The organism is Amycolatopsis sp. NPDC049159, from assembly GCF_040648295.1.
Lineage (GTDB): Bacteria > Actinomycetota > Actinomycetes > Mycobacteriales > Pseudonocardiaceae > Amycolatopsis > Amycolatopsis pretoriensis_A.
The window spans coordinates 142625-162463 of the sequence record NZ_JBEZDL010000017.1 but is presented as its reverse complement, the minus strand read 5'-3'; the positions used below and the strand labels follow the sequence as shown (position 1 = coordinate 162463).

Sequence of the window (19839 nt, the reverse complement as noted above, 5' to 3'; positions counted from 1 at the left end):
ACGGTATTTTAATACTCTTTGTCACGGATCGTTATGGCCACCGCCACACGGGGTGGCGGTGGTGGGTCACACGGTGTCCTCATAGCATGCCAAGCGACAACGAAGTCCGAGACAAAGGAAGACAGAGTTGTGAGCACCTCCACCGAGGTCCAGCAGGACACGAGGTTCTTCGGGCACCCACGAGGACTGGCGAACCTCTTCGGCGTCGAGATGTGGGAGCGCTTCTCCTTCTACGGGATGCTCGGCATCCTCCCCATCTACCTCTACTACCAGGCCGACCAGGGCGGTCTCGGCCTGGCGCAGGAGTCCGCGCTCGGCATCGTCGGCGCGTACGGCGGCCTGGTCTACCTGTCGGCGGTCGTCGGCGCGTGGGTGGCCGACCGGCTGCTCGGCTCCGAACGGACGTTGTTCTACAGCGCCGTCCTGATCATGGTCGGCCACATCAGCCTGGCGCTGCTGCCGGGCCTGACCGGGATCGGCGTCGGCCTGGTGTGCGTCGCGATCGGCAGCGGTGGGCTGAAGTCCAACGCGACGGCGATCGTCGGCACGCTCTACGCCGAAGGCGACGAGCGACGCGACGCCGGCTTCACGATCTTCTACATGGGCGTCAACCTCGGCGCCTTCGTCGGCCCGCTGCTGACCGGGCTCGCGCAGACCGCGGTCGGCTTCCACCTCGGCTTCGGCCTGGCCGCGATCGGCATGGCGCTGGGCCTGATCCAGTACACGCTCGGCCGCAAGAACCTCGGCGACAAGGCCAAGGAAGTGCCGAACCCGCTGCCGTCGTCACAGCGCCTGCTGGCGATCGCGGCCGCGGTGCTGCTGGTCGCCGCCATCGTCGTGCTGGTGACGACCGGCGTGGTCAACCCGGGCAACCTCGCCGACGTCGTCGTGTGGGTGGTCGCCGTGATCTCGGTGATCTACTTCCTCGTCATCCTGACCAGCCGCAAGATCAGCGGCGTCGAGCGCAGCCGGGTGTTCTCGTTCATCCCGATGTTCATCGCCAGCGCCGCGTTCTTCTCGCTGTACCAGCAGCAGTTCACGGTCGTCGCGGCCTACACCGACCAGCGGCTGAACCGGAGCCTGTTCGGCTGGGAGATGCCGGTGTCCTGGGTCAACTCGATCAACCCGGTGTTCATCATCGTGTTCGCGCCGATCCTCGCGGCGCTGTGGACGAAGCTCGGCGACCGGCAGCCGTCGACGCCGATGAAGTTCGTCATCGGCACGGTGCTGATGGGGTGCGCGTTCCTGCTGTTCCTGCCGATGGTGGGCAGCGGCAAGAACGCCAGCCCGCTGCTGGCCATGGTCGGCATCCTGTTCGTCTTCACGATCGCCGAGCTGTGCCTGTCACCGGTCGGGCTGTCGCTGTCGACGAAGCTGGCGCCGGAAGCGTTCCGGACGCAGATGGTCGCGCTGAACTTCCTGTCGATCTCCCTGGGCACGGCGATGTCCGGCAAGCTCGCCGAGTACTACACGGTCGACGACGAAGCGCCGTACTTCAGCACGGTCGGCGGCGTCGCGATCGGGGTCGGCGTGCTGCTGTTCCTGGCCATCCCCTTCATCCGCAAGCTGATGAAGGGCGTCCACTAGCTAGCCGACGGTGACCCCGAAGAGCACCCCGACGAAGTAGGTGACGACCATGGTGAGGGCGCCGACCCCGACGTTGCGCAGGATCGCGCGCCCCACCTTGGCGTCCCCGAGCCGCGCGCTGAGCCACCCGGTCAGCGTGAGGCCGACGACGACCGCGGCCGCGCACGCCCACACCCGCAGCGAGACGCCGGCCCAGGCGATGGAGAGGATCGGCAGCAGCGCGCCGACCGAGAACGCGATGAGCGAGGCCCACGCGGCCTGCCACGGACTGGTCAGGTTGTCGGGGTCGATGCCGAGCTCGGCCTCCGCGTGCGCCTGCAGCGCGTCCTTTTCGGTCAGCTCCCGCGCGACGCGGCTCGCGAGCTCCGGCGAAAGCCCCTTGTTCTCGTAGATCCCGGCGAGCTCGCGCTCCTCGGCCTCCGGCATCGTCTTGAGCTCTTGCTTTTCGAGCCGGAGCAAGGCCTGTTCGGTGTCGCGCTGGGTGCTCACGGAGACGTATTCCCCGCCGGCCATGGAAAAGGCCCCGGCGACGAGCCCGGCGATTCCGGCGGTGAGGATCGTCGTGCTTTCCGTGGTCGCCCCCGCGACCCCGACGACGATCCCGGCGACGGACACGATCCCGTCGTTCGCCCCGAGAACCCCGGCCCGCAGCCAGTTCAGCTTCCCGCCCACGCCCTGGTGCGGTTCGTGGGCGTGCCCCACGGCGTCGCCGTCGATCGTTTCGGTCACCGGACAAGTGAAACACGAACGGGGAATCGTGGCGAGACTTGTTCTTTTTGTCAGGTACGCCTTATTAACGCGTGCCTTGCCTAAGTCGGTCCTGTGTGGACTCTCAGCGATCCTGGGTCATCATGGTCGGATGGACGAGCAGGTTTGGCAGCCGCTGCGCACGGTGGAGGGCCTCCCGATCACCGGCGGCGAAGGCCGGTTCCGGCTGCTGGAGACGGCACCGGGCGGCCTGGCGTACTTGATCCACTACCCGGCGGGCGTGGCTTCGCCCCCGCACGCGCACGACCACGACTCGATCGTGTACGTCCTGTCGGGCCGCCTGCGCGGCGAGGTGGACGGCGTGGAGTCGGAGCTGGAACCAGGCGATTCGGCGGTGCACCCCCGCGGAGTCGTCCACCACGTGGAAGCGCTGACGGATGCGATGTGGGTGGAGTTCAAGTCCCCGCTGCCGGAGCGGCCGCCGATCGCCTGACCCGGGCATGCTGGACCTCGTGATCGACGAGTTTGCGAAGCAGTACCTGCACAGTGACCTGCGAGAGATCCGCGAGGCGATGCTGGGGAAGCTCGACGGGCTTTCCGAGTACGACGTCCGCCGTCCCCTGACCACGACCGGGACGAACCTCCTCGGCCTGGTCAAGCACCTGTCGGTGACGGAGGCCCGGTACTTCGGCGAGGTTTTCGACCGGCCGTCCCCCGAGCCCGTCCCCCGGTGGGACGACCTCGGCCGGCGCGGGACCGACATGTGGGCGACCGAGCACGAGACGCGCGAGGAGATCACCGGCCGCTACCGGCGCGCCTGGGCGCACTCCGACGCGACCATCACCGCGCTCGCCATCGACTCGCCCGGCCACGTGCCGTGGTGGCCGCGTCCGGACGTGCTGCTGTTCACCATCCTGGTCCACGTGCTCACCGAGACCAGCCGGCACGCCGGGCACGCCGACATCCTGCGGGAACAGCTGGACGGCGAGGTCGAGGTGGCGGGGCGGGACGCGGCCTTCTGGGACCACCGGCGAGCGGAGGTCGAACGGGCGGCCCGGGCCGCGGCCGGATAGCGGAAACGCCCGGCCCCGCGCGAAGCGGACCCGGGCGTCTCCTGGAAAAAAGCTCAGGCGTCCAGCTCGGCGAGGGCCTGCTTGGCCTTCTCGAGCTCGGCCTCCAGCGCCGCGACCTTCGCCGCCTGCGCCTCACGGGCCTGGTTGATCACCTCGTCGATCGGGCCGGACAGTTCGCTGTGCAGCTCCTTCGCCGCACGCGAGACCGCCGCCGCCGGGATCTCGAGGCCCTTCGCGACCCACTTGGAGCCGTTCTTCAGCTCGGCCTGCCACTCGCCGTCGGCGGTGCCGGTGACCGTCAGGATCAGTTCGACCGTGCGGGTCTTCTTCGCCGTCGACGCCGTCGCCGCGCCCTTGGGGCGGCCGCGCTTGGGCTTGGGGGCCTCTTCCTCGGCCGGCTCGGGCGAGCCTTCCGAAGCGGAGGGGGACGCGGACTCGGTGACGGTCGCCTCGTCGGTGGCAACGGCCGGCGCCTCGGTGGTGGCCGAAGCCGTTTCCTCGTCGTGCGTCAGGACATCCACGGTCATCGTCGTGTCGTCTCCTTGCCCGGGAAGTGGGTGTGGTTCGCGGCACAGTGTAGAACATGCGTTCGACGCGCGCCGCTCGGGGGTTCCATGACAGAGCCCTCCCGGCGCGAAGCCGGAAGGGCTCTGACGGGGAGAACGCTAGCTCACTCCTCGGACTTGCCCGACTTCAGGCCCGACGAGATCAGGTCCATCACCGACGAGTCGGCCAGCGTGGTGACGTCGCCGACCTGCCGGTTCTCCGCGACGTCGCGCAGGAGCCGGCGCATGATCTTGCCCGAGCGCGTCTTCGGCAGCTCCGGCACGACCATGATCTGCCGCGGCTTCGCGATCGGCCCGATCTCCTTCGCGACGTGGTTGCGCAGCGCCTGGATGGCCTCCTCGCCGCCGTCGACCGCGTTGCCGCGCAGGATCACGAACGCCACGATGCCCTGGCCCGTCGTCGGGTCGGTCGCGCCGACGACCGCGGCCTCGGCCACCGTCGGGTGCGAAACCAGCGCCGACTCGACCTCGGTCGTCGAGATGCGGTGGCCGGACACGTTCATCACGTCGTCGACGCGGCCCAGCAGCCAGACGTCACCGTCGTTGTCGTACTTCGCGCCGTCGCCGGCGAAGTAGAAGCCCTGGTCCTTGAAGCGCGACCAGTACGTGTCGCGGAAGCGCTCCTCGTCGCCCCAGACCCCGCGCAGCATCGACGGCCACGGCTTGTCGAGCACCAGGTACCCGCCGCCGCCGGGCCCGACCTCGGTGCCGGTGTCGTCGACGACCTTCGCGGAGATGCCCGGCAGCGCCTTCTGCGCCGAACCCGGCTTGGTGGACGTGACGCCCGGCAGCGGCGAGATCATGATCGCGCCGGTCTCGGTCTGCCACCACGTGTCGACGATCGGCGCCTTGCCCGCGCCGATGTTCTCGCGGTACCAGATCCACGCCTCGGGGTTGATCGGCTCGCCGACCGAACCCAGCACGCGCAGCGACGAGAGGTCGTACTTCTCCGGGATTTCCGCGCCCCACTTCATGAAGGTGCGGATCAGCGTCGGCGCCGTGTAGTAGAGGGAGACCTTGTACTTCTGGACGATCTCCCAGTGCCGCCCCTCGTGCGGGGTGTTCGGCGTGCCTTCGTAGACGACCTGCGTGACGCGGTTCGCCAGCGGGCCGTAGACGATGTAGCTGTGGCCGGTGATCCAGCCGATGTCGGCGGTGCACCAGTAGACGTCCTCGCCGGCCTTGTGGTCGAAGACGTTGTGGTGCGTGTACGCCGTCTGCGTCAGGTAGCCACCCGACGTGTGGAGAATGCCCTTCGGCTTCCCGGTCGTCCCGGACGTGTAGAGGATGAACAGCGGGTGCTCGCTGTCGAACGCCTCGGGAGTGTGCTCTTCGGACTGTCCGTCGACGAGCTCGTGCCACCACAGGTCGCGGCCGTCGGTCCACGGGACGTCGCCCTCGAGCTTCTCGCCGGTGCGCTTCACGACGATGACCTTCTCGACGGTTTCGGCGCCTTCGAGCGCTTCGTCGACATTGGCCTTCATCGGCGCGGCCTTGCCGCGGCGGAACTGGCCGTCGGAGGTGATCACGACCTTCGCGGCGGCGTCGTCGACGCGGGCCCGCAGCGCCGTCGGCGAGAAGCCGCCGAAGACGACGTTGTGCAGCGCGCCGATCCGCGCGCACGCGAGCATCGCGAAGATGGCCTCGGGGACCATCTGCAGCTGGATCGCCACGACGTCGCCCGCGTTCACGCCCAGCGACGCGAGTGCGTTGGCGGCCTTGGAAACCTCGGTCTTCAGCTCGGCATAGGTGATGTCCCGGGTGTCACCCGGCTCGCCGACCCAGTGGATCGCGACCTGGTCGCCGTGGCCGGACTCGACGTGCCGGTCGACGCAGTTGTAGGCGACGTTCAGCTTGCCGCCGACGAACCACTTCGCGAACGGCGCATTGGTCCAGTCCAGTACCGTGGTCCACTTCGTGTCCCACGTGAGCCGCTCGGCCTGCTTGGCCCAGAACGCTTCGCGATCGGCGTCGGCCTCGGCGTAGAGGTCGGCCTTCGCGTTGGCCTGGCCAGCGAATTCGTCGCTGGGCGGGAAGGTGCGGCTCTCGGTGAGCAGGTTGTCCAGTGCTGGGGACTGCTCGGTCATGGTTGCAAGGCCTCCTGTAGTGCGCCGAAACGACGGCTAGCGGCACGCTAGCGACGTTAGTCCGCCTTGTAAAAGGTTGCACCCACGTTGCCCCGCCGTTTCACCGAGGCAGGCGAGCCGCGGTGACTAAGCGTTCGTTCAGCCGGGCCTTGGCGGCCGGCCATTCCGGCGCCACCATCGAATAGGTGACGGTGTCGCGCGACGAGCCGTCCGGCCGGATCCGGTGCGCCCGCAGGATGCCTTCGCGAAGCGCGCCGAGCCGTTCGATGGCGCGTTGCGAGCGCAGGTTCCGGATGTCGGTCTCCCAGGAGACCCGTTGCGCGTCAAGGGTTTCGAACGCGTGCTGGAGCAGCAGCAGCTTCGACTCGGTGTTCAGCCCGGTGCGCTGCCAGTCCGCGCCGATCCACGTGTGCCCGATCGAGAGGATCCGGTGCTGCTCGACGACCTGGTAGTACGACGTCGTCCCGGCGACCCGGCCGGAGGTGACGTCGATCTGCGCGAAGGCCCGCCGCGCGGGGTCGGCGAGGGCCTGCTCGACCATCCGCTGGGCCGCCGGAAGATCCCCCGGCTGACGGATGCTCAGCCAGGCCCAGATGCCCGGGTCGGTGCCCGCTTCGAGGAGGCCCTCGGCGTGCCCGTGCGTCAGCGGCTCCAGGCGGACGTGCTCGCCGGCCAGCGTCGGTTGCGTGTTCCAGTCGCTCACGTGATCACCGTAAGGCCGGTAATGGCTGTCTCGGATAGCCAATTTTCAAGCATCTTCACAGGCCACTTCGGCGTTGCCTATGCTCGGCTGACCACGACGAAGGGCGAGATCGATGGCCGAAGAGCGCGAAGAGCTGAGCTGGGAGCTGTTCGGCACCGCGAGCCGTGAACTGGCTCACACCATCGCCGACGACGGCTTCGCGCCGGACCTCATCCTCTCCATCGCCCGCGGCGGCCTCTTCGTCGCCGGCGCGCTCGGTTACGCGCTCGACGTGAAGAACCTGCACGTGATGAACGTCGAGTTCTACACCGGCGTCGACCAGCGCCTCGACCTGCCGGTGATGCTGCCGCCGGTGCCCAACGTCGTCGACCTGACGAGCAAGAAGGTGCTGATCGCCGACGACGTCGCCGACACCGGCGCCACCCTCAAGCTCGTCCGCGACTACTGCCTCGACCACGTCGCCGAGGTGCGCTCGGCCGTCGTCTACGAGAAACCGCACTCGACGGTGAAGTGCGAGTACGTCTGGCGGCACACCGACCGCTGGATCAACTTCCCGTGGTCGGTGCTGCCGCCCGTGGTCTCCCGAGAAGGCCAGGTGCTCGATGCCTGATCCGCTCAAGCCCCTCCTCGACCTCGAAGGCGTCGCCGCGGCGGCGAAGTCCGCGCAGGACGCCGTCTTCAAGGTGCACCGCCTGCCCGCCAACCTCCGCGGCGGCGCGGCGACGGCGGCCGAAGCGTCGGTGCGCGCCGCGCGTGCGTCCGCCGGCATCGAGGGCGCGAACCCGGAACTACCTCTTGACGGCGCGGTGGCGGACCCGGTCCTCGCCGGCGCGCTGCGCGTCGCCGAGACGTTGGAGACGCTCCTCCCGACGTGGCGCCGCGCGCCGCTGCAAGCGTTGGCCCGCCTGCACGTCCTCGCCGCGGCGGACCTCGTCGACGACCTGGACGCGTTGGGGCGCCCGCATTCCGGCGGCGGCCGGCTCGAGCTGCTGGCCCAGCTGGTGACCGGCGCGACGTCGGTCCCGGGCCCGGTGCTGACGGCGGTCGTGCACGGGGAACTGCTGGCGCTCAAGCCGTTCGGCAGCGCGGACGGCGTCGTCGCGCGGGCGGCCGCCCGGCTGACGATGGTCGCGACCGGTCTGGACCCGAAGGCGCTGAGCGTCCCCGAAGTGGCGTTCTTCCGGCGGGTCCCGCGCTACCTCGAAACCGCGGAAGGTTTCGCGAGCGGGAAACCCGAAGCGGTGCGCGAGTGGCTGCTCTTCTGCTGCGAAGCGTTCGAAGCGGGTGCGCGCGAAGCGAAGAGCATTTCGGACGCGGCTTCTTAAGTGGTCAGTTTCGCCGCCCACTTCTCTTCGATCCGCCCGAACCGCCACACCGCGAGCGCGACGACCCACGTCAGCACGAACAGCCCGACGATCCCGAACCCGACGTAGTCCAGGTCCACCGACGCGATCGCGGCCAGCGGTCCCGAGGTGATGTCCAGCTTCTCGGCGAGGATCGACACGAGCTCGATCGTGCCGATGACGAACGCGACGGCGACCGACAACGTCGTCACCGTGATGTTGTAGAAGATCTTGCGCACCGGCTTCGCGAACGCCCAGCCGTAGGCGAAGTTCATGAAGCAGCCGTCCACGGTGTCGAAGAGGCTCATCCCGGCGGCGAACAGGATCGGCAGCACGAGGATCGCGTACCAGGGGAGGGCGAACGTGGCGGCGCCGGCGGCGAGCACCAGCAGGCCGATCTCGGTCGCGGTGTCGAAGCCCAGGCCGAACAGCAGGCCGACGGGGTAGATGTGCCACGGCTTCCGCACGGACTTCGTCGCGCCGCGCAGCAGCCGGTTCATGACACCGCGGTTGTCCAGCTGGTGCTCCAGCGCGGCTTCGTCGAACTCGCCGTGGCGCATCCGCTTGAACACCCGCAGGATGCCGATCAGCACGACGAGGTTGAGGATCGCGATCACGTACAGGAACACGCCGGACACCGACGTCCCGATGAGGCCGGTGGCGGTGTGCAACGCCGACGAGTCGTCCTCGACCTGCCCGGCCAGCGCGCGGACACCGAGGGAGAGCAACAGGCACAGCGCGAAGACGATCGTCGAGTGCCCGAGGGAGAACCAGAAGCCGACCGACAGCGGCCGCTGGCCGTCGGCCATCAGCTTGCGGGTGGTGTTGTCGATCGCGGCGATGTGGTCGGCGTCGAAGGCGTGGCGCATGCCGAGCGTGAAGGCCGTGACGCCGAGGCCGATCCCGAAGACGCCGGACGCGCCCAGCGCGTAGTGCCGGGGTGCGACGAAGACCGCCAGCACCACCCAGCCCACGACGTTGAGCAGCAGGACGAACCCCGCCATCCCGCCGATCGACACCCACTCGCGGCGCGATAGACCACGCCGCGAGTCCTCTTCCGTGCCCGCCATCGCCCACCAGCCTTCCTCATCTGTGAGGTTAGACAGGTGAACAGATGAACGGCAATGCGTCTCTGACAGCCGGGGCTACGCCCCGGGCCGGGGGCTCCGCCACCCGGAGCCCCCGAAGAGCCGGGTGTCAGCTAGCGCGCACGCGCACCATGTCGAGCGCCTTGCGAACGTGTCCGCCCGCGGTGTGCAGCGCCTTCGCCGCACTCGTGACGTCGGTGCCCGAAAGCAGGTGCACCAGCGCCACCTTGAGGTCGCCCCCGGCCTCGGTGAGCGCGTCCGAGCAGTCCGCCATCGTCATGCCGGTGGCTTCCTGCAGGATCCGGATGGTCCGGCCGCGCAGCTTCGCGTTCGTCGCCCGCATGCTGACCATCAGGTTGGAGTAGGTCCGGCCCAGCTTGATCATCGTCGCCGTCGAGAACGACGTGAGGATCATCTTCTGCGCCGTGCCCGCCTTCATCCGGGTCGACCCGGCGATCGCCTCCGGACCGGTGTCGACGGCGATGAGCACGTCGACGCCCGCCGGCTTGGCGGCCCGCGCGTTGCCCGACACCAGGCCGGTGTGCGCGCCCTGGCGCTGGGCCGCGAGCAGCGCACCCAAGACGTACGGCGTCCTGCCCGACGCCGTCAGCCCCAGCACGAAGTCGCCCGGCTGGACCATGGCGGCCATTTCGGCCGCGCCGGCCCCGTCGTCGTCCTCCGCGTTTTCGACGGCCTGGCGCAGCGCGCGCTCGCCACCCGCGTGGTGCGCGATGAACCAGTCGGCCGGCACGTTGAACGTCGGCACCAGCTCGGCCGCGTCCAGCGTGGCCAGGCGTCCGGACGTCCCCGCACCGACGTAGTGCACCCGGCCACCGGCCCGCAGGGCGTCGACCGCGTAGTCCACCGCACGGGCCACCTGCGGCAGCACCTCGGCCACGGCGCCGGCGACCGTGCGGTCCTCGGCGTTGATCGCACCCAGGATCCCCGCGGTGGACATCAGGTCGATGTCCGTGGTGCGGGGATTGCGGGTCTCGGTCGGCGAATCGACGTGCACCGCCTGCACGGGGACGGTCATCATGCGCCTCACATTTTCTCCGGTCACTACTTGCCGGTTTCCCGCGGACGGCGACGACCGTCCGGCCTGACCCCCAGGCGGTGCGAGCCGACCGCGTCCCTGGTGGCGTCCAGGGCGTTGACCGACGCGTCCATGTGCCGCTGCGCGACGCCGATGAACAGGCAGTCGATGACGGTGAGCTGGGCGATGCGGCTCGCCGTCGCCCCCGAACGGAACGTGGTTTCCCGTGCCGCGGTCGTCAAAACGTAGTCGGCGACCTCGGTGATCGGGGACCGCGGGAAGTTCGTCACGGCGATGGTGATCGCGCCGTGCTCCCGGGCCACCCGCAGCGCCTCGACGGTGTCGGTGGTCGCGCCGGTGTGCGAGACGCCGATCGCGACGTCGCCGGGGCTCAGCACCGCGGCCGAGGTCAGCATGATGTGCGTGTCCGACCACGCGAAGCACACGCGGCCGATGCGGTGCAGCTTCTGCTGCAGGTCCGCGGCGACGAAGGCGCTGGCGCCCACGCCGTAGACGTCCGCGCGGCCGGCGCTCGCGACGACCTCGATCACGCGCTCCAGCGTGGCGACGTCGAGCTGGTCGGCCGTCTCTTCGACCGCGCGGGCGTCGGCGAAGCTGACCTTGCCGATCACGGCGGCCAGGTCGTCTTCCGGGCCGATCTCGCCACCGAGGTTGCGCGTGGTGCGCGCCTCGGTGCGGGCGGTGTCCGCGGCCAGCGCGATGCGCAGCTGCGGGTACCCGCCGACGCCGACGGCCTTGCAGAAGCGCGTCACCGTCGTCTCACTCGTGTTGGCGGCCAGGGCCACCTCGGTGATGCTGCGTCTCGCGACGTGCGCGGGATCCTCCAGCACGACCTTCGCCACGCGCTGCTCGGCGCGGGCCAGGCCGGGGAGCAGCGACCGAATGCGCACCAGCGGGCTGGAGTCCGCGTCCCGTGCGGCCATCTGGACCGATACGGGCTCGGACGGTGCCGTGCCGACTACGGATTCGGTATCATTCACCGTCGGAAAGTTACTAACCGTTGGCATCTGCGACAAGGCTACCCACACCCTTCAGTCCTATCGCAACCCATCCGTGTCTGCGGATCTGGATTTGCGATTAATCACTGACCAGAAAGTCGCCAACCAGGTCGGTCTTGTTAACGAGGTCAAGCTAACGACTTGGCAACTTAGTGTCGCGGTGCAAGCGGCAAGCGGACGGTAAACTCGGGCTGGTGGTCGACGTTCGGCGACAGATCGCTCACCGAGCGCTCAACTGCCAACCCTCCGCGACGAAAGCGGCCGGGTTCCGTTCACCGTCGAGGAGTGATCGGCCGCTCTCGGTGACTTTCACACCGTCGACCGAAACTCCGCGTCCCGTGTAGTTCGGGTCGGTGCTGTAACGCCAGCGGAGGCTGATCGAGGCCGCGTACGGCAGCGTCCCGATGACCTTCCACCAGGCACGGTGGCCGTGTCCGGAGAGCGACGTCACGCTTCCGGAGGGTGCCCCCGGTCCGGATACCGATACGGCGATCGGTTGCCAGTTCACCCCGTCGGTGCTGGCTTGCAGCTGAAGTGGATCAGTCGGGCCTTCAGTGTCCACGAAAGCGTAGAACGAGACGCGGGCTTGATCGCTCTCGGTAGTAAAAGGCCGAGTACTCAGCGTGGCGACGCTCGCATTACCCAGCGTGCTCGCCCAGGCGTCCTTCCCGAGCGCCGGCCGCACCGCCATGGCCCTGGCCAGCGACGTCGCCCACACCTGGCGGGCGGTGTTGATCGAGCCCCAGCCGCGGCTCGGGTGCACCCGGTTGGTCAGCAGGATCGCGAAGGAGCGCGACTCCGGGTCGATGACCAGCGTCGTCCCGGTGAAGCCGGTGTGGCCCGCGGTGACCGGCGACGCCAGCGCGCCCATGTACCAGGGCTGGTCGAGCTCGAAGCCCAAGCCGTGCGCGTCGTCCGGGAACTGCTGGTTGTAGTTCGTCAGCATCATCTGCCGCACGGTCTCTTCGCCCAGGATCCGGTGCCCGCGGTAGCTGCCGCCGTTGAGCATCGTCTGGGCGAGGGTGGCCATGTCGCCGGCGGTGCTGAACACCCCGGCGTGCCCGGCGACGCCGCCGAGCGACCACGCGTTCTCGTCGTGCACGCTGCCGCGGACCATCCCGCGCGGCGGGTTCGCCTCGAACTCCGTCGCGGCGATCCGGTTCAGCTTCGACGCGGGCGGGTTGTACCCGGTGTCGACCATCCCGAGCGGCGCGGTGATCCGGTCGTGGACGACCTTGTCGAGGGTTTGCCCGGTCAGCTTCTCGACGATGAAGCCGAGCGTGAGCAGGTTGATGTCGGAGTAGAGGTACGTCGTGCCCGGCTTGTTCTTCAGCGGGCTGTCGAGCACGGCCTGGCGGCGCGACGGGATGTCCGGGTAGCCGGCCCAGAGCGAGGGGATCGGGTCGGCGTCGAACCCGGAGACGTGCGTGAGCAGCATCTTGACCGTGATGGCCGCTTTGTCGCCGGTGGCGAACTCGGGGAAGAAGCGGGACACCGGGGTGTCGATGGTCAGCTGCCCGCGCTCGACGAGCTGCAGGACGGCGATCGACGTGAACAGCTTCGAGATCGAAGCCATGTCGAAGATCGTGTCGTTCTTCATGGGGACCTGCTGGTCGGCGGGCAGTTCGGTGCCCGCGGCGTCGGCGTACCGCAGCGCGCCGCCGACCGCGTACCGGTCGACGACGACGCCGTCGTGCGCCAGCAGGCCCACCGCGCCGGAGAAGTGCGGGTGCCCGGTGGCGTCCGGCTTGGTCCAGCTCGCCAGGAAGTCCTCGGCCGCCTTCATCGGCGCCGGGTCGAGGCCCACTTGCTGCGGGGGTCCGGCGCGCAGGGTCGTCCACGCCGGGGCGAACCCCTGCTGCGGCCGGTCGAAACGGCCGGCGTCGTGGTGTCCCGTGATGGCGCTGGCTCCCGAATCCGACACGGTCAACGTGGTCAGCGCGACCAGCACTCCGGCGGCCGCGGCGAGGACCTTCCTAGCACGCACGAGCTTCCCCCTCAGCGGTAGAGCAGGTAGTGGCGACGTCTGCGGTCGAACTCGGCGAGCTCGGCCCGCCAGGCCCCGGTGACCTCGTCGACGCCCGCCCCGGCGTCGACCATGGTGCGCAGCCGGTCGGAGCCGGAGAGCTTGTCGATGTAGTTGTCCGGGCGCCACGCGAAGACGTCCGGGTGCAGCGCCTTCGCCGTGACGAGCATGGCGACCGCGGTCCGGATCGCGTCGAAGGCCCGTGGGTCGCTCACGCTCAGCTGCACGCCACCGCAGGTCTGGTTGACGAACTTGCCGAACGTCGGCACGAAGTAGGTCTCGCGGAACTTCGCGCCCGGCAGCGCGAGATCCTCGAGCTTCTCCCGCCAGCGCCAGTCGAGCCCGGGCGCGCCGATGATCTCGAACGGCCGGGTCGTCCCGCGGCCTTCGGAGAACACGGTGCCCTCGAACATCCCGGTGCCCGGGTAGACGAGCGCGGTGTCCGGGGTCGGCATGTTCGGGCTCGGCAGCACCCAGTTCAGCCCGGTCTGCGCGAAGAGCGTGTCGCGCTGCCAGCCGCGGACCTGGACGACTTCGAGGCGATCCAGCTGCACGCCGTCGCCGGGCAGGAACTCCTCGGCGAAGTAGCGCGCCAGCTCACCCGCGGTCATGCCGTGCTGCTGGACGATCGGCTTCTTGCCGATCCCCGAGGAGAACTTCGGGTCGAGCAGCGGGCCGGCCGCCCGGCCGCCGATCGGGTTCGGCCGGTCGAGCACGACGAAAGCGGCCTTGACCTGCGCCGCGGCCACCATCGCCGTGTAGAGCGACCAGATGTAGGTGTAGAAGCGCGCGCCCACGTCGGCGATGTCGAACACCACCGTGTCGACGCCCGCCTTGGTGAACAGCGAAGCGAGCTTCGTCGCGTCGACGCCATACGCGTCGTACACCGGGACACCCGTGCGAGGGTCGGTGTAGTCGCCTTCGGAGCCGCCGGCCTGCGCGCTGCCGCGGAAGCCGTGCTCGGGCCCGAAGGCCGCGACCGCCTTGACGCCGGCCGCGACCATCGAGTCGACGATGTGGTCGCCGTTGAGCAGCACGCCGGTGGGGTTCGACAGCACCCCGAGCTTGCGGCCCTTCAGCGGCCGCCAGCCCTGCGCGGCCAGCTGCTCCGCACCGGTGAGCACCCGTCCGTGGTTCTGTTCGGCCTGCGCCGGCTGCTCCGGCTGGGCACCCGCGACGGCCGAGCCGCCCGCCAGGACCGGGACGGCGGCCGCGCTCGCGCCCAGGAAGTGGCGCCGGTTGAGCGTCACCAGGTCAGCCCGTGGCCGAACGGGTACTTGACCGTGGTCAGGTCGGCGCCCGCCGGGATGTCGACCGGCAGCTTCCCGACCGGCTTCGTCTCGCCGAGCACCACCTTGGCCAGCGCTTCGAGAGTCGGCGTGATGTAGCCGTAGGTGGCCAGCCACGTCTTGACGGTGCTCGGGTAGCCGGCGTCGTACGGGATCTGCGCGGCGACCGCGACGACCGGTTTCCCGGTGGCCTGCAGGGCGTCGAGCAGCTTGGTCTGCAGCGGGAAGGCGGCGATGTTGTTGGTCAGCACGACGACCAGGTCGGTGTTCTTGGCGTTCGCGACGGCCTGCGCGATCTGCGCGTCCGTCGGGGCCTGGCCGGTCTGGTAGGCGGTCGCGGCCGTGCCGTGCGCGGTCAGCTTCTGGGCGAGGGTCGCGGTGGTCGAGACACCCCAGCCGGTGACGAGCGCGGTCGTGGGCTTCTGCTTGAGCGGCAGCACCCCGGCGTCGTTCGCTACGGCCGTGATCCCGCGGTCGGCGATGTCCTGCGCGGTGGCGAGGCTCGCCGGGATGCCCACGGTCTTCATGACGCGGTTCGTGTCGACGAACGGCGAGAACAGGATGCCGCGCTTGAACTTCAGCTTCAGCACGCGCAGCACGCTCTGGTCGATCCGCTGCACCGGGATGTCGCCGGTCTTCACAGCGGTGAGCACCGAGTTGATGGCGAGGTCGAGGTGCACCGGCATGAGCAGCTGGTCGATGCCGGCCTTCAGCGCGAGCACCGGGATCTCGGCGTCGCTGTGCAGCTGGCGCACGCCCTGCATCTCGAGGGCGTCGGTGACGACGACCCCGTTGTACCCGAGCTCGTTGCGCAGCTTGCCGGTGATGATCGGCTTCGACAGCGTCGCGGGTTCGAGCGACGGGTCGAGGCTGGGGAACTGGATGTGCGCGCTCATGATCGAGTCGACACCGGCCGCGATGGCGGCCTTGAACGGCGGCACGTCGGTGGCCCGCCACTGCGCCTCGGTGCTGTCGATCCGCGGCAGCCCGGTGTGGCTGTCGGTCGGCGCGGCGCCGTGCCCCGGGAAGTGCTTGCTGGTCGCGGCCACGGACTTCTGGAAGCCCTTGAGCTCGGCGGTGACGAAGTCACTGGCCAGCCCGGGCTGGCCGGCGAAGGACCGCACGCCGATGACCGGGTTGGCGGGGTTCGAGTTGACGTCCGAATCGGGCGCGAAGTCCTGGTTGATCCCGACGGCCCGCAGTTCCTGGCCGAGGATGGTGGCGGCCTTGGTGGCCCGCCCGGTGTCCCGCCCGGCGGAGATGGCCATGGCGTTCGGGAACTCGGTGGCCGGCGCCCCCATCCGCGTGACGGTGCCACCCTCCTGGTCGGCGGCGACCTGCAACGGGATGTGCGCCCCGCTGGTGATGGCGGCCTTCTGCAGCCCGTTGGACAGCTTGGCGACCTGGACCGGGTCGTCGAAGTTGTCGCGCGTGTCGTTGTTGAAGTAGATGACACCGCCCAGGTGGTACTTCCGGACCACCTGCGCCGGGGTGTCCACGCCGAAGTCGGTCTGGTTCTTCGGGTTCACCTCGTCGGCCGTCTTGCCGTTCACCCAGGTGATGAACAGCTGCCCGACCTTTTCTTCCAGCGTCAGCCCTCGCAGCGCCTGCGTGGCGGCGGCCTCGGCCTGCGCGTCCACGCTCATCCGCGGCACGCTCGCCGCGGTCGCGACACCCACACCGGTGAACGCGAGCACCCCCGCGACGGGCAGGGCGAGCGCATGGAACCTCCGATTTCGGGTCGTCACGACCAGCCTCCCAGAAAGTTGCGGGCGCCCGGCGGACGTGAGAAGTCCACTCGGAGGCGCCAGTATCGGGAAGCTACTCACCGAATCCGGCGATGTCCATCGACCGACCGCACCAACGGACCGTTCGTACCCGGATCGGTAGGAAAGTCGCCGTTCGCAACGTGCACAGAGGTCCGAACGGGTGGCGTGGCCCGGGCTCGCGTGCCGCGCACGCACCCACTCCCCAAATAGACGAGGCGGCGCCCGTGGCCAAGGGCCACGGGCGCCGCCTGCAAGCGCGAACTTCTCGGGCGACCAAGCGTGCAACTCTGGTCGTACCTACATGGACTCGGCGTGTGGCGTCCCACTACGCAGTCCCTAGACGACGAGCCTCCCGCGGCGCGCTGCGCGTGGGTACCCGGAGTCCGCGCACGGAGGTTTGCCGGGGTGGAACAGGCTTCTCTTCTACCTGTTCCCTGGCCGACCGAACGTCCGCACCTACTTTCTACGCCGTGAGCCCGGTCACTTCAAGTGCGCGGATGGGTGCACCGGTACAGAGGCTGGATCGGGTGACACAGGCACCCAGCGCGACGGACAATTCGGGGCTGGGCCAAGCAAAGTGGCGGCCGTACGGCCGTGTGGGTGGCGAGGCCCGCCGGCTACCGGGACCGACGGCGACGGCTGAGGCCGTACCAGGTCGCTCCGGCGGCCACCGCGCCGACGCCGAGGGCCACGATCCCCGCCGATCGGGTGGGGATCCGGGTGCGCAGCGACATCGGCCGGTCGAACGCCAGGATCGGCCAGCCGCGGTCGAGCGCCTCGCGCCGCAGGAGCTTGTCCGGGTTGACCGCGTGCGGGTGCCCGACCACCTCGAGCAGCGGGATGTCGGTGCTCGAGTCGGTGTAGGCGAAGCACTCGGCGAGGTCGTAGCCGTGCGTCGCGGCGAGCTGCTTCGCCGCGACGGCCTTGTTAGCCCCGTAGCAGTAGAAGTCGACTTCGCCGGAGTAGCGGCCGTCGACGATCTGCATCCGCGTCGCGACGCTGCGGGTCGCCCCGAGCATTTCGGCGACGGGCGCGACGACCTCCTCGCCGGTCGCCGAAAGCACGATGACGTCGTGGCCGTCCGCGCGGTGGCGCGCGATCAGTTCCGCCGCTTCCGCGTACACGAGCGGGTCGACGACGTCGTGCAGGGTTTCGCGGACGATCGACGAAACCTGGGCGACGTCCCAGCCCGCGCACAGCGCGGAAACCTCGGCGCGCAACCTCTCGGTTTTGTTTTCGTCGGCGCCGGCGAGCGAAAACACAAGCTGCGCGTAGGCGCTTCGCAACGCGGCGCGACGGTTGATCAAACCCTCCCTCAGCAACGGTTTGCTGAACGCCAGCGCGCTCGACGAAGCGATGATCGTCTTGTCCAGGTCGAAGAACGCGGCCACCGCGTGCTCCGGGCCCGGCTTCCGGGTGCGCGACGGCGCACTGCTCGGTTCGGCCACGTGCCCAGGATAAGAGCTTGATCGCGGCGCGTCCCGTTGATCCACCACGGACGCGCCGCGCCGCCGGAAATTCCATGACAGGAAGGCACTTCCGGCGCGCTGTGCCGTTACCGAACTGTGTGCCTCGTCCGGCGCGCGAACCGGCGCCCGGCGGAGTTACAGTGAGGGAGCCCGGTGTCCAACCGGGCCGGTTCAGTCCGACCCCCCGGGGCTGAACCCACGGCGGCCCTCGTCCCTCCCCCCTGGCGAGGGCCGCCCTCTTACCTTCCGCTAACCTTCGCCGATTTTCTTTGGCCAGCGAGGAATCCGCTTTCCGGTCGCGGCGGCTCGCCGGCTGCGGCGGTTCACGCCGCTTTCCACCGCACGTGCGTCACGGGTGGGCGCGATCCTGCCACGGCCCACCGACAAAACCGGTTCGCGAGCGGTTCCCCGGGCGGAAGTTGTCCACAGCACCCGGGTTGTCCACAGCCCGCCGCCCGACCCGTTGTGCCTCCGTGCCCCCGCCCGCGACGGTGGAAGCCGGGCCACCCACGGCCCGCACCGACGACGGGGGAGGAACGCATGACGGGGGAACGACCGCTGGTGGTCGCCGCGGACGAAACCGTGCTCGACGAGATACTGCGCGTGGCGGCGGTCGCGGGCTGCGAGCTGGACCGGGCACCGGACCTGACCGCGGCACACGGCCACTGGGCCCGCGCGCCCCTGGTGGTCCTCGACGAAGAAGCCGTGCGCCTGCCACCGGCCCTGCCCCGGCGCCCCGGGATCCTGCTGGTCTGCAAGGGCAGCCCGGGACCGGAGACGTGGCGCCACGCGTTCCGCGGCGGCGTCGAGCGCGTGATCTCGTTGCCCGACGAGGAGACCGAACTCGCCGGCGCGTTCGCCGACGTCGTCGAAACACCGGCGGAGGAACCCGGCCTGGTGCTCGGTGTCGTCGGCGGTCGAGGAGGCGCGGGCGCGTCCGTCTTCGCGGCGACGCTGGCGCTGGCAGCGGACCGGGAGCCGGGCGGCGCCCTGCTGGTGGATTGCGACCCACTCGGCGGCGGCCTGGATGTGTTGCTGGGCCTGGAAAAGGCACCTGGCCCGCGCTGGTCGGACGTACGCCTGACCGGCCGCGTCTCACTGCCATCGCTGGCCGCGACCCTCCCACGGCGAAGACACCGCGGCGGCAGCCTGCCGGTGCTGGCGTGCGGCCCCGAGGGCGAAGGCCCCTCGGTCGAATCCCTGTCGGCGGTCCTCTCCGCGGGCCGCCGCTCGGGCCGCACGGTGGTGTGCGACCTCCCCCGCACACTCACCGACGCGGCCGCGGAAGCGGTGGCGGTGGCCGACCTGGTGGTGCTGGTGGTCCCGGTGGAACTCCGCGCCTGCCTGGCGGCGAAGCAGGTCCTGCGCCGCCTGTCGGAGCTGACGGCCCGAACGGGGGTGGTCGCATGTGGACGTTCGAGAGCCGACGCCCCCCAAGCCCACGCGGCCGGCCTCCTGGGCCCACCCGTACTGGCCTCGATGCCCCCGGAACGCGGCCTCCCAGCCGCGGTGGAGCGCGGCGAGTTCCCGGCCAAATCAACCGGCCCGGTGGCCAAGGCGGCAGCCCGAGTCCTGACCGCAGCCCGCCGCGAAGCCCGGGCAGCCACCCGATGAGCACCCCGACCAGAGTGCGCGACCTCCTCCTGCCCGCTCTTTTGACGCTGGCAACCCGCAGCCCGGCAAGCGCCAAGAACTTCCTCGCACTGCTACCACCCCCGCGACGACGGGGCACTCGCGTCACAGCTAACGCCACTCCCGCCCAGCCGCCGCCCCAGGCACGGCCAGGCCCCCGCGTCACGGCCGAAGCCACTCCGACGCGTGCCCCGACAGAGCCCTTCCCGCCACCGACCGACACCCGCGTCACGGCCAACGCCACTCCCGCCCAGCCGCCGCCCCAGGCACGGCTAGGCACCCGCGTCACAGCCGAAGCCACCTCGACGCGCGCCCCGACAGAGCCCTTCCCGGCACCGACCGGCACTCGCGTCACAGCCGACGACACTCCCGCCCAACCGCCGCCCCAGGCACGGCCAGGTACCCGCGTCACGGCTGAAGCCACCTCGACGTGCGCCCCGACGG

The 19839-nt window shown here is 69.9% G+C and carries 17 protein-coding genes; 6 read left to right on the top strand and 11 right to left on the bottom strand.

Annotation, left to right across the window (positions count from 1 at the left end):
* Positions 1-129: 129 nt before the first annotated feature.
* A complete protein-coding gene (locus AB0B33_RS29630) occupies positions 130-1587 on the top strand; it encodes a peptide MFS transporter (protein ID WP_247017321.1) in 1458 nt (485 codons plus the stop codon).
* Here AB0B33_RS29630 and AB0B33_RS29625 read toward each other — a convergent pair whose 3' ends face one another.
* A complete protein-coding gene (locus tag AB0B33_RS29625; protein ID WP_360777598.1) occupies positions 1588-2316 on the bottom strand; it encodes a VIT family protein in 729 nt (242 codons plus the stop codon).
* 130 nt (positions 2317-2446) lie between these two features.
* Here AB0B33_RS29625 and AB0B33_RS29620 point away from each other — a divergent pair, with 130 nt between their 5' ends.
* Together AB0B33_RS29620 and AB0B33_RS29615 are read left to right on the top strand one after the other, a co-directional pair.
* Positions 2447-2788, top strand: coding sequence for a cupin domain-containing protein (locus tag AB0B33_RS29620; RefSeq protein ID WP_360777596.1), 342 nt, complete (start codon positions 2447-2449; stop codon positions 2786-2788).
* 7 nt (positions 2789-2795) lie between these two features.
* Positions 2796-3368: a DinB family protein gene (locus tag AB0B33_RS29615; protein WP_360777594.1), complete on the top strand. Its 573-nt coding sequence runs from the start codon at positions 2796-2798 to the stop codon at positions 3366-3368.
* 53 nt (positions 3369-3421) lie between these two features.
* Here AB0B33_RS29615 and AB0B33_RS29610 read toward each other — a convergent pair whose 3' ends face one another.
* The 3 genes from AB0B33_RS29610 to AB0B33_RS29600 form a co-directional block, all read right to left on the bottom strand.
* Positions 3422-3895 (bottom strand): DUF6319 family protein, encoded by a 474-nt coding sequence (locus AB0B33_RS29610; RefSeq protein WP_247017327.1) that lies wholly within the window; start codon positions 3893-3895, stop codon positions 3422-3424.
* A 143-nt stretch (positions 3896-4038) separates the two neighbouring features.
* On the bottom strand, positions 4039-6021 hold the full coding sequence (acs, locus tag AB0B33_RS29605; protein ID WP_360777592.1) for an acetate--CoA ligase: 1983 nt from the start codon (positions 6019-6021) through the stop codon (positions 4039-4041).
* A 100-nt stretch (positions 6022-6121) separates the two neighbouring features.
* Positions 6122-6724 carry a GNAT family protein gene (locus AB0B33_RS29600; protein ID WP_360777590.1) on the bottom strand — a complete coding sequence of 201 codons (603 nt, stop codon included), beginning with the start codon at positions 6722-6724 and terminating at the stop codon, positions 6122-6124.
* Between the two features lie 112 nt (positions 6725-6836).
* Here AB0B33_RS29600 and AB0B33_RS29595 point away from each other — a divergent pair, with 112 nt between their 5' ends.
* Positions 6837-7334 (top strand): phosphoribosyltransferase, encoded by a 498-nt coding sequence (locus tag AB0B33_RS29595; RefSeq protein ID WP_360777588.1) that lies wholly within the window; start codon positions 6837-6839, stop codon positions 7332-7334.
* Positions 7327-8049, top strand: a complete 723-nt coding sequence (locus AB0B33_RS29590) for an oxidoreductase (protein WP_360777586.1) — start codon at positions 7327-7329, stop codon at positions 8047-8049. Before AB0B33_RS29595 ends, AB0B33_RS29590 begins: the two co-directional genes overlap by 8 nt.
* On the opposite strand, the gene AB0B33_RS29585 is transcribed toward AB0B33_RS29590, so the two are convergent.
* From AB0B33_RS29585 to AB0B33_RS29555, 7 genes are all read right to left on the bottom strand, one after another.
* Positions 8046-9137, bottom strand: coding sequence for a HoxN/HupN/NixA family nickel/cobalt transporter (locus tag AB0B33_RS29585; RefSeq protein WP_360777584.1), 1092 nt, complete (start codon positions 9135-9137; stop codon positions 8046-8048). The two genes, AB0B33_RS29590 and AB0B33_RS29585, sit on opposite strands and share 4 nt — an antisense overlap.
* Before the next feature lie 127 nt (positions 9138-9264).
* Positions 9265-10194, bottom strand: coding sequence for an N-acetylmuramic acid 6-phosphate etherase (locus AB0B33_RS29580; protein WP_247017339.1), 930 nt, complete (start codon positions 10192-10194; stop codon positions 9265-9267).
* A 23-nt stretch (positions 10195-10217) separates the two neighbouring features.
* Positions 10218-11135 (bottom strand): MurR/RpiR family transcriptional regulator, encoded by a 918-nt coding sequence (locus tag AB0B33_RS29575; protein ID WP_247025465.1) that lies wholly within the window; start codon positions 11133-11135, stop codon positions 10218-10220.
* Positions 11136-11430: 295 nt separating this feature from the next.
* Positions 11431-13161 (bottom strand): serine hydrolase, encoded by a 1731-nt coding sequence (locus AB0B33_RS29570; RefSeq protein ID WP_360777744.1) that lies wholly within the window; start codon positions 13159-13161, stop codon positions 11431-11433.
* Between the two features lie 47 nt (positions 13162-13208).
* A complete protein-coding gene (locus tag AB0B33_RS29565; RefSeq protein ID WP_360777581.1) occupies positions 13209-14486 on the bottom strand; it encodes a DUF1343 domain-containing protein in 1278 nt (425 codons plus the stop codon).
* Positions 14483-16222: a glycoside hydrolase family 3 protein gene (locus AB0B33_RS29560; RefSeq protein WP_360777742.1), complete on the bottom strand. Its 1740-nt coding sequence runs from the start codon at positions 16220-16222 to the stop codon at positions 14483-14485. The genes AB0B33_RS29565 and AB0B33_RS29560 overlap by 4 nt, the downstream gene beginning before the upstream one ends.
* Before the next feature lie 689 nt (positions 16223-16911).
* Positions 16912-17742: an HAD family hydrolase gene (locus AB0B33_RS29555; protein WP_247017343.1), complete on the bottom strand. Its 831-nt coding sequence runs from the start codon at positions 17740-17742 to the stop codon at positions 16912-16914.
* 561 nt (positions 17743-18303) lie between these two features.
* On the opposite strand from AB0B33_RS29555, the gene ssd reads away from it, so the two are divergent.
* On the top strand, positions 18304-19377 hold the full coding sequence (gene ssd / locus AB0B33_RS29550; protein WP_360777579.1) for a septum site-determining protein Ssd: 1074 nt from the start codon (positions 18304-18306) through the stop codon (positions 19375-19377).
* The last annotated feature ends 462 nt before the right edge of the window (positions 19378-19839 follow it).

What these genes read in the sequence shown, in the direction of transcription:
- AB0B33_RS29620 (WP_360777596.1), top strand. Translation starts at nt 2,447, where the DNA reads ATGGACGAGCAGGTTTGGCAGCCGCTGCGCACGGTGGAGGGCCTCCCG.
- AB0B33_RS29615 (WP_360777594.1), top strand. Translation starts at nt 2,796, where the DNA reads ATGCTGGACCTCGTGATCGACGAGTTTGCGAAGCAGTACCTGCACAGT.
- AB0B33_RS29610 (WP_247017327.1), bottom strand. Translation starts at nt 3,895, where the DNA reads ATGACCGTGGATGTCCTGACGCACGACGAGGAAACGGCTTCGGCCACC.
- acs (WP_360777592.1), bottom strand. Translation starts at nt 6,021, where the DNA reads ATGACCGAGCAGTCCCCAGCACTGGACAACCTGCTCACCGAGAGCCGC.
- AB0B33_RS29595 (WP_360777588.1), top strand. Translation starts at nt 6,837, where the DNA reads ATGGCCGAAGAGCGCGAAGAGCTGAGCTGGGAGCTGTTCGGCACCGCG.
- AB0B33_RS29590 (WP_360777586.1), top strand. Translation starts at nt 7,327, where the DNA reads ATGCCTGATCCGCTCAAGCCCCTCCTCGACCTCGAAGGCGTCGCCGCG.
- AB0B33_RS29585 (WP_360777584.1), bottom strand. Translation starts at nt 9,137, where the DNA reads ATGGCGGGCACGGAAGAGGACTCGCGGCGTGGTCTATCGCGCCGCGAG.
- AB0B33_RS29580 (WP_247017339.1), bottom strand. Translation starts at nt 10,194, where the DNA reads ATGATGACCGTCCCCGTGCAGGCGGTGCACGTCGATTCGCCGACCGAG.
- AB0B33_RS29575 (WP_247025465.1), bottom strand. Translation starts at nt 11,135, where the DNA reads ATGGCCGCACGGGACGCGGACTCCAGCCCGCTGGTGCGCATTCGGTCG.
- ssd (WP_360777579.1), top strand. Translation starts at nt 18,304, where the DNA reads ATGACGGGGGAACGACCGCTGGTGGTCGCCGCGGACGAAACCGTGCTC.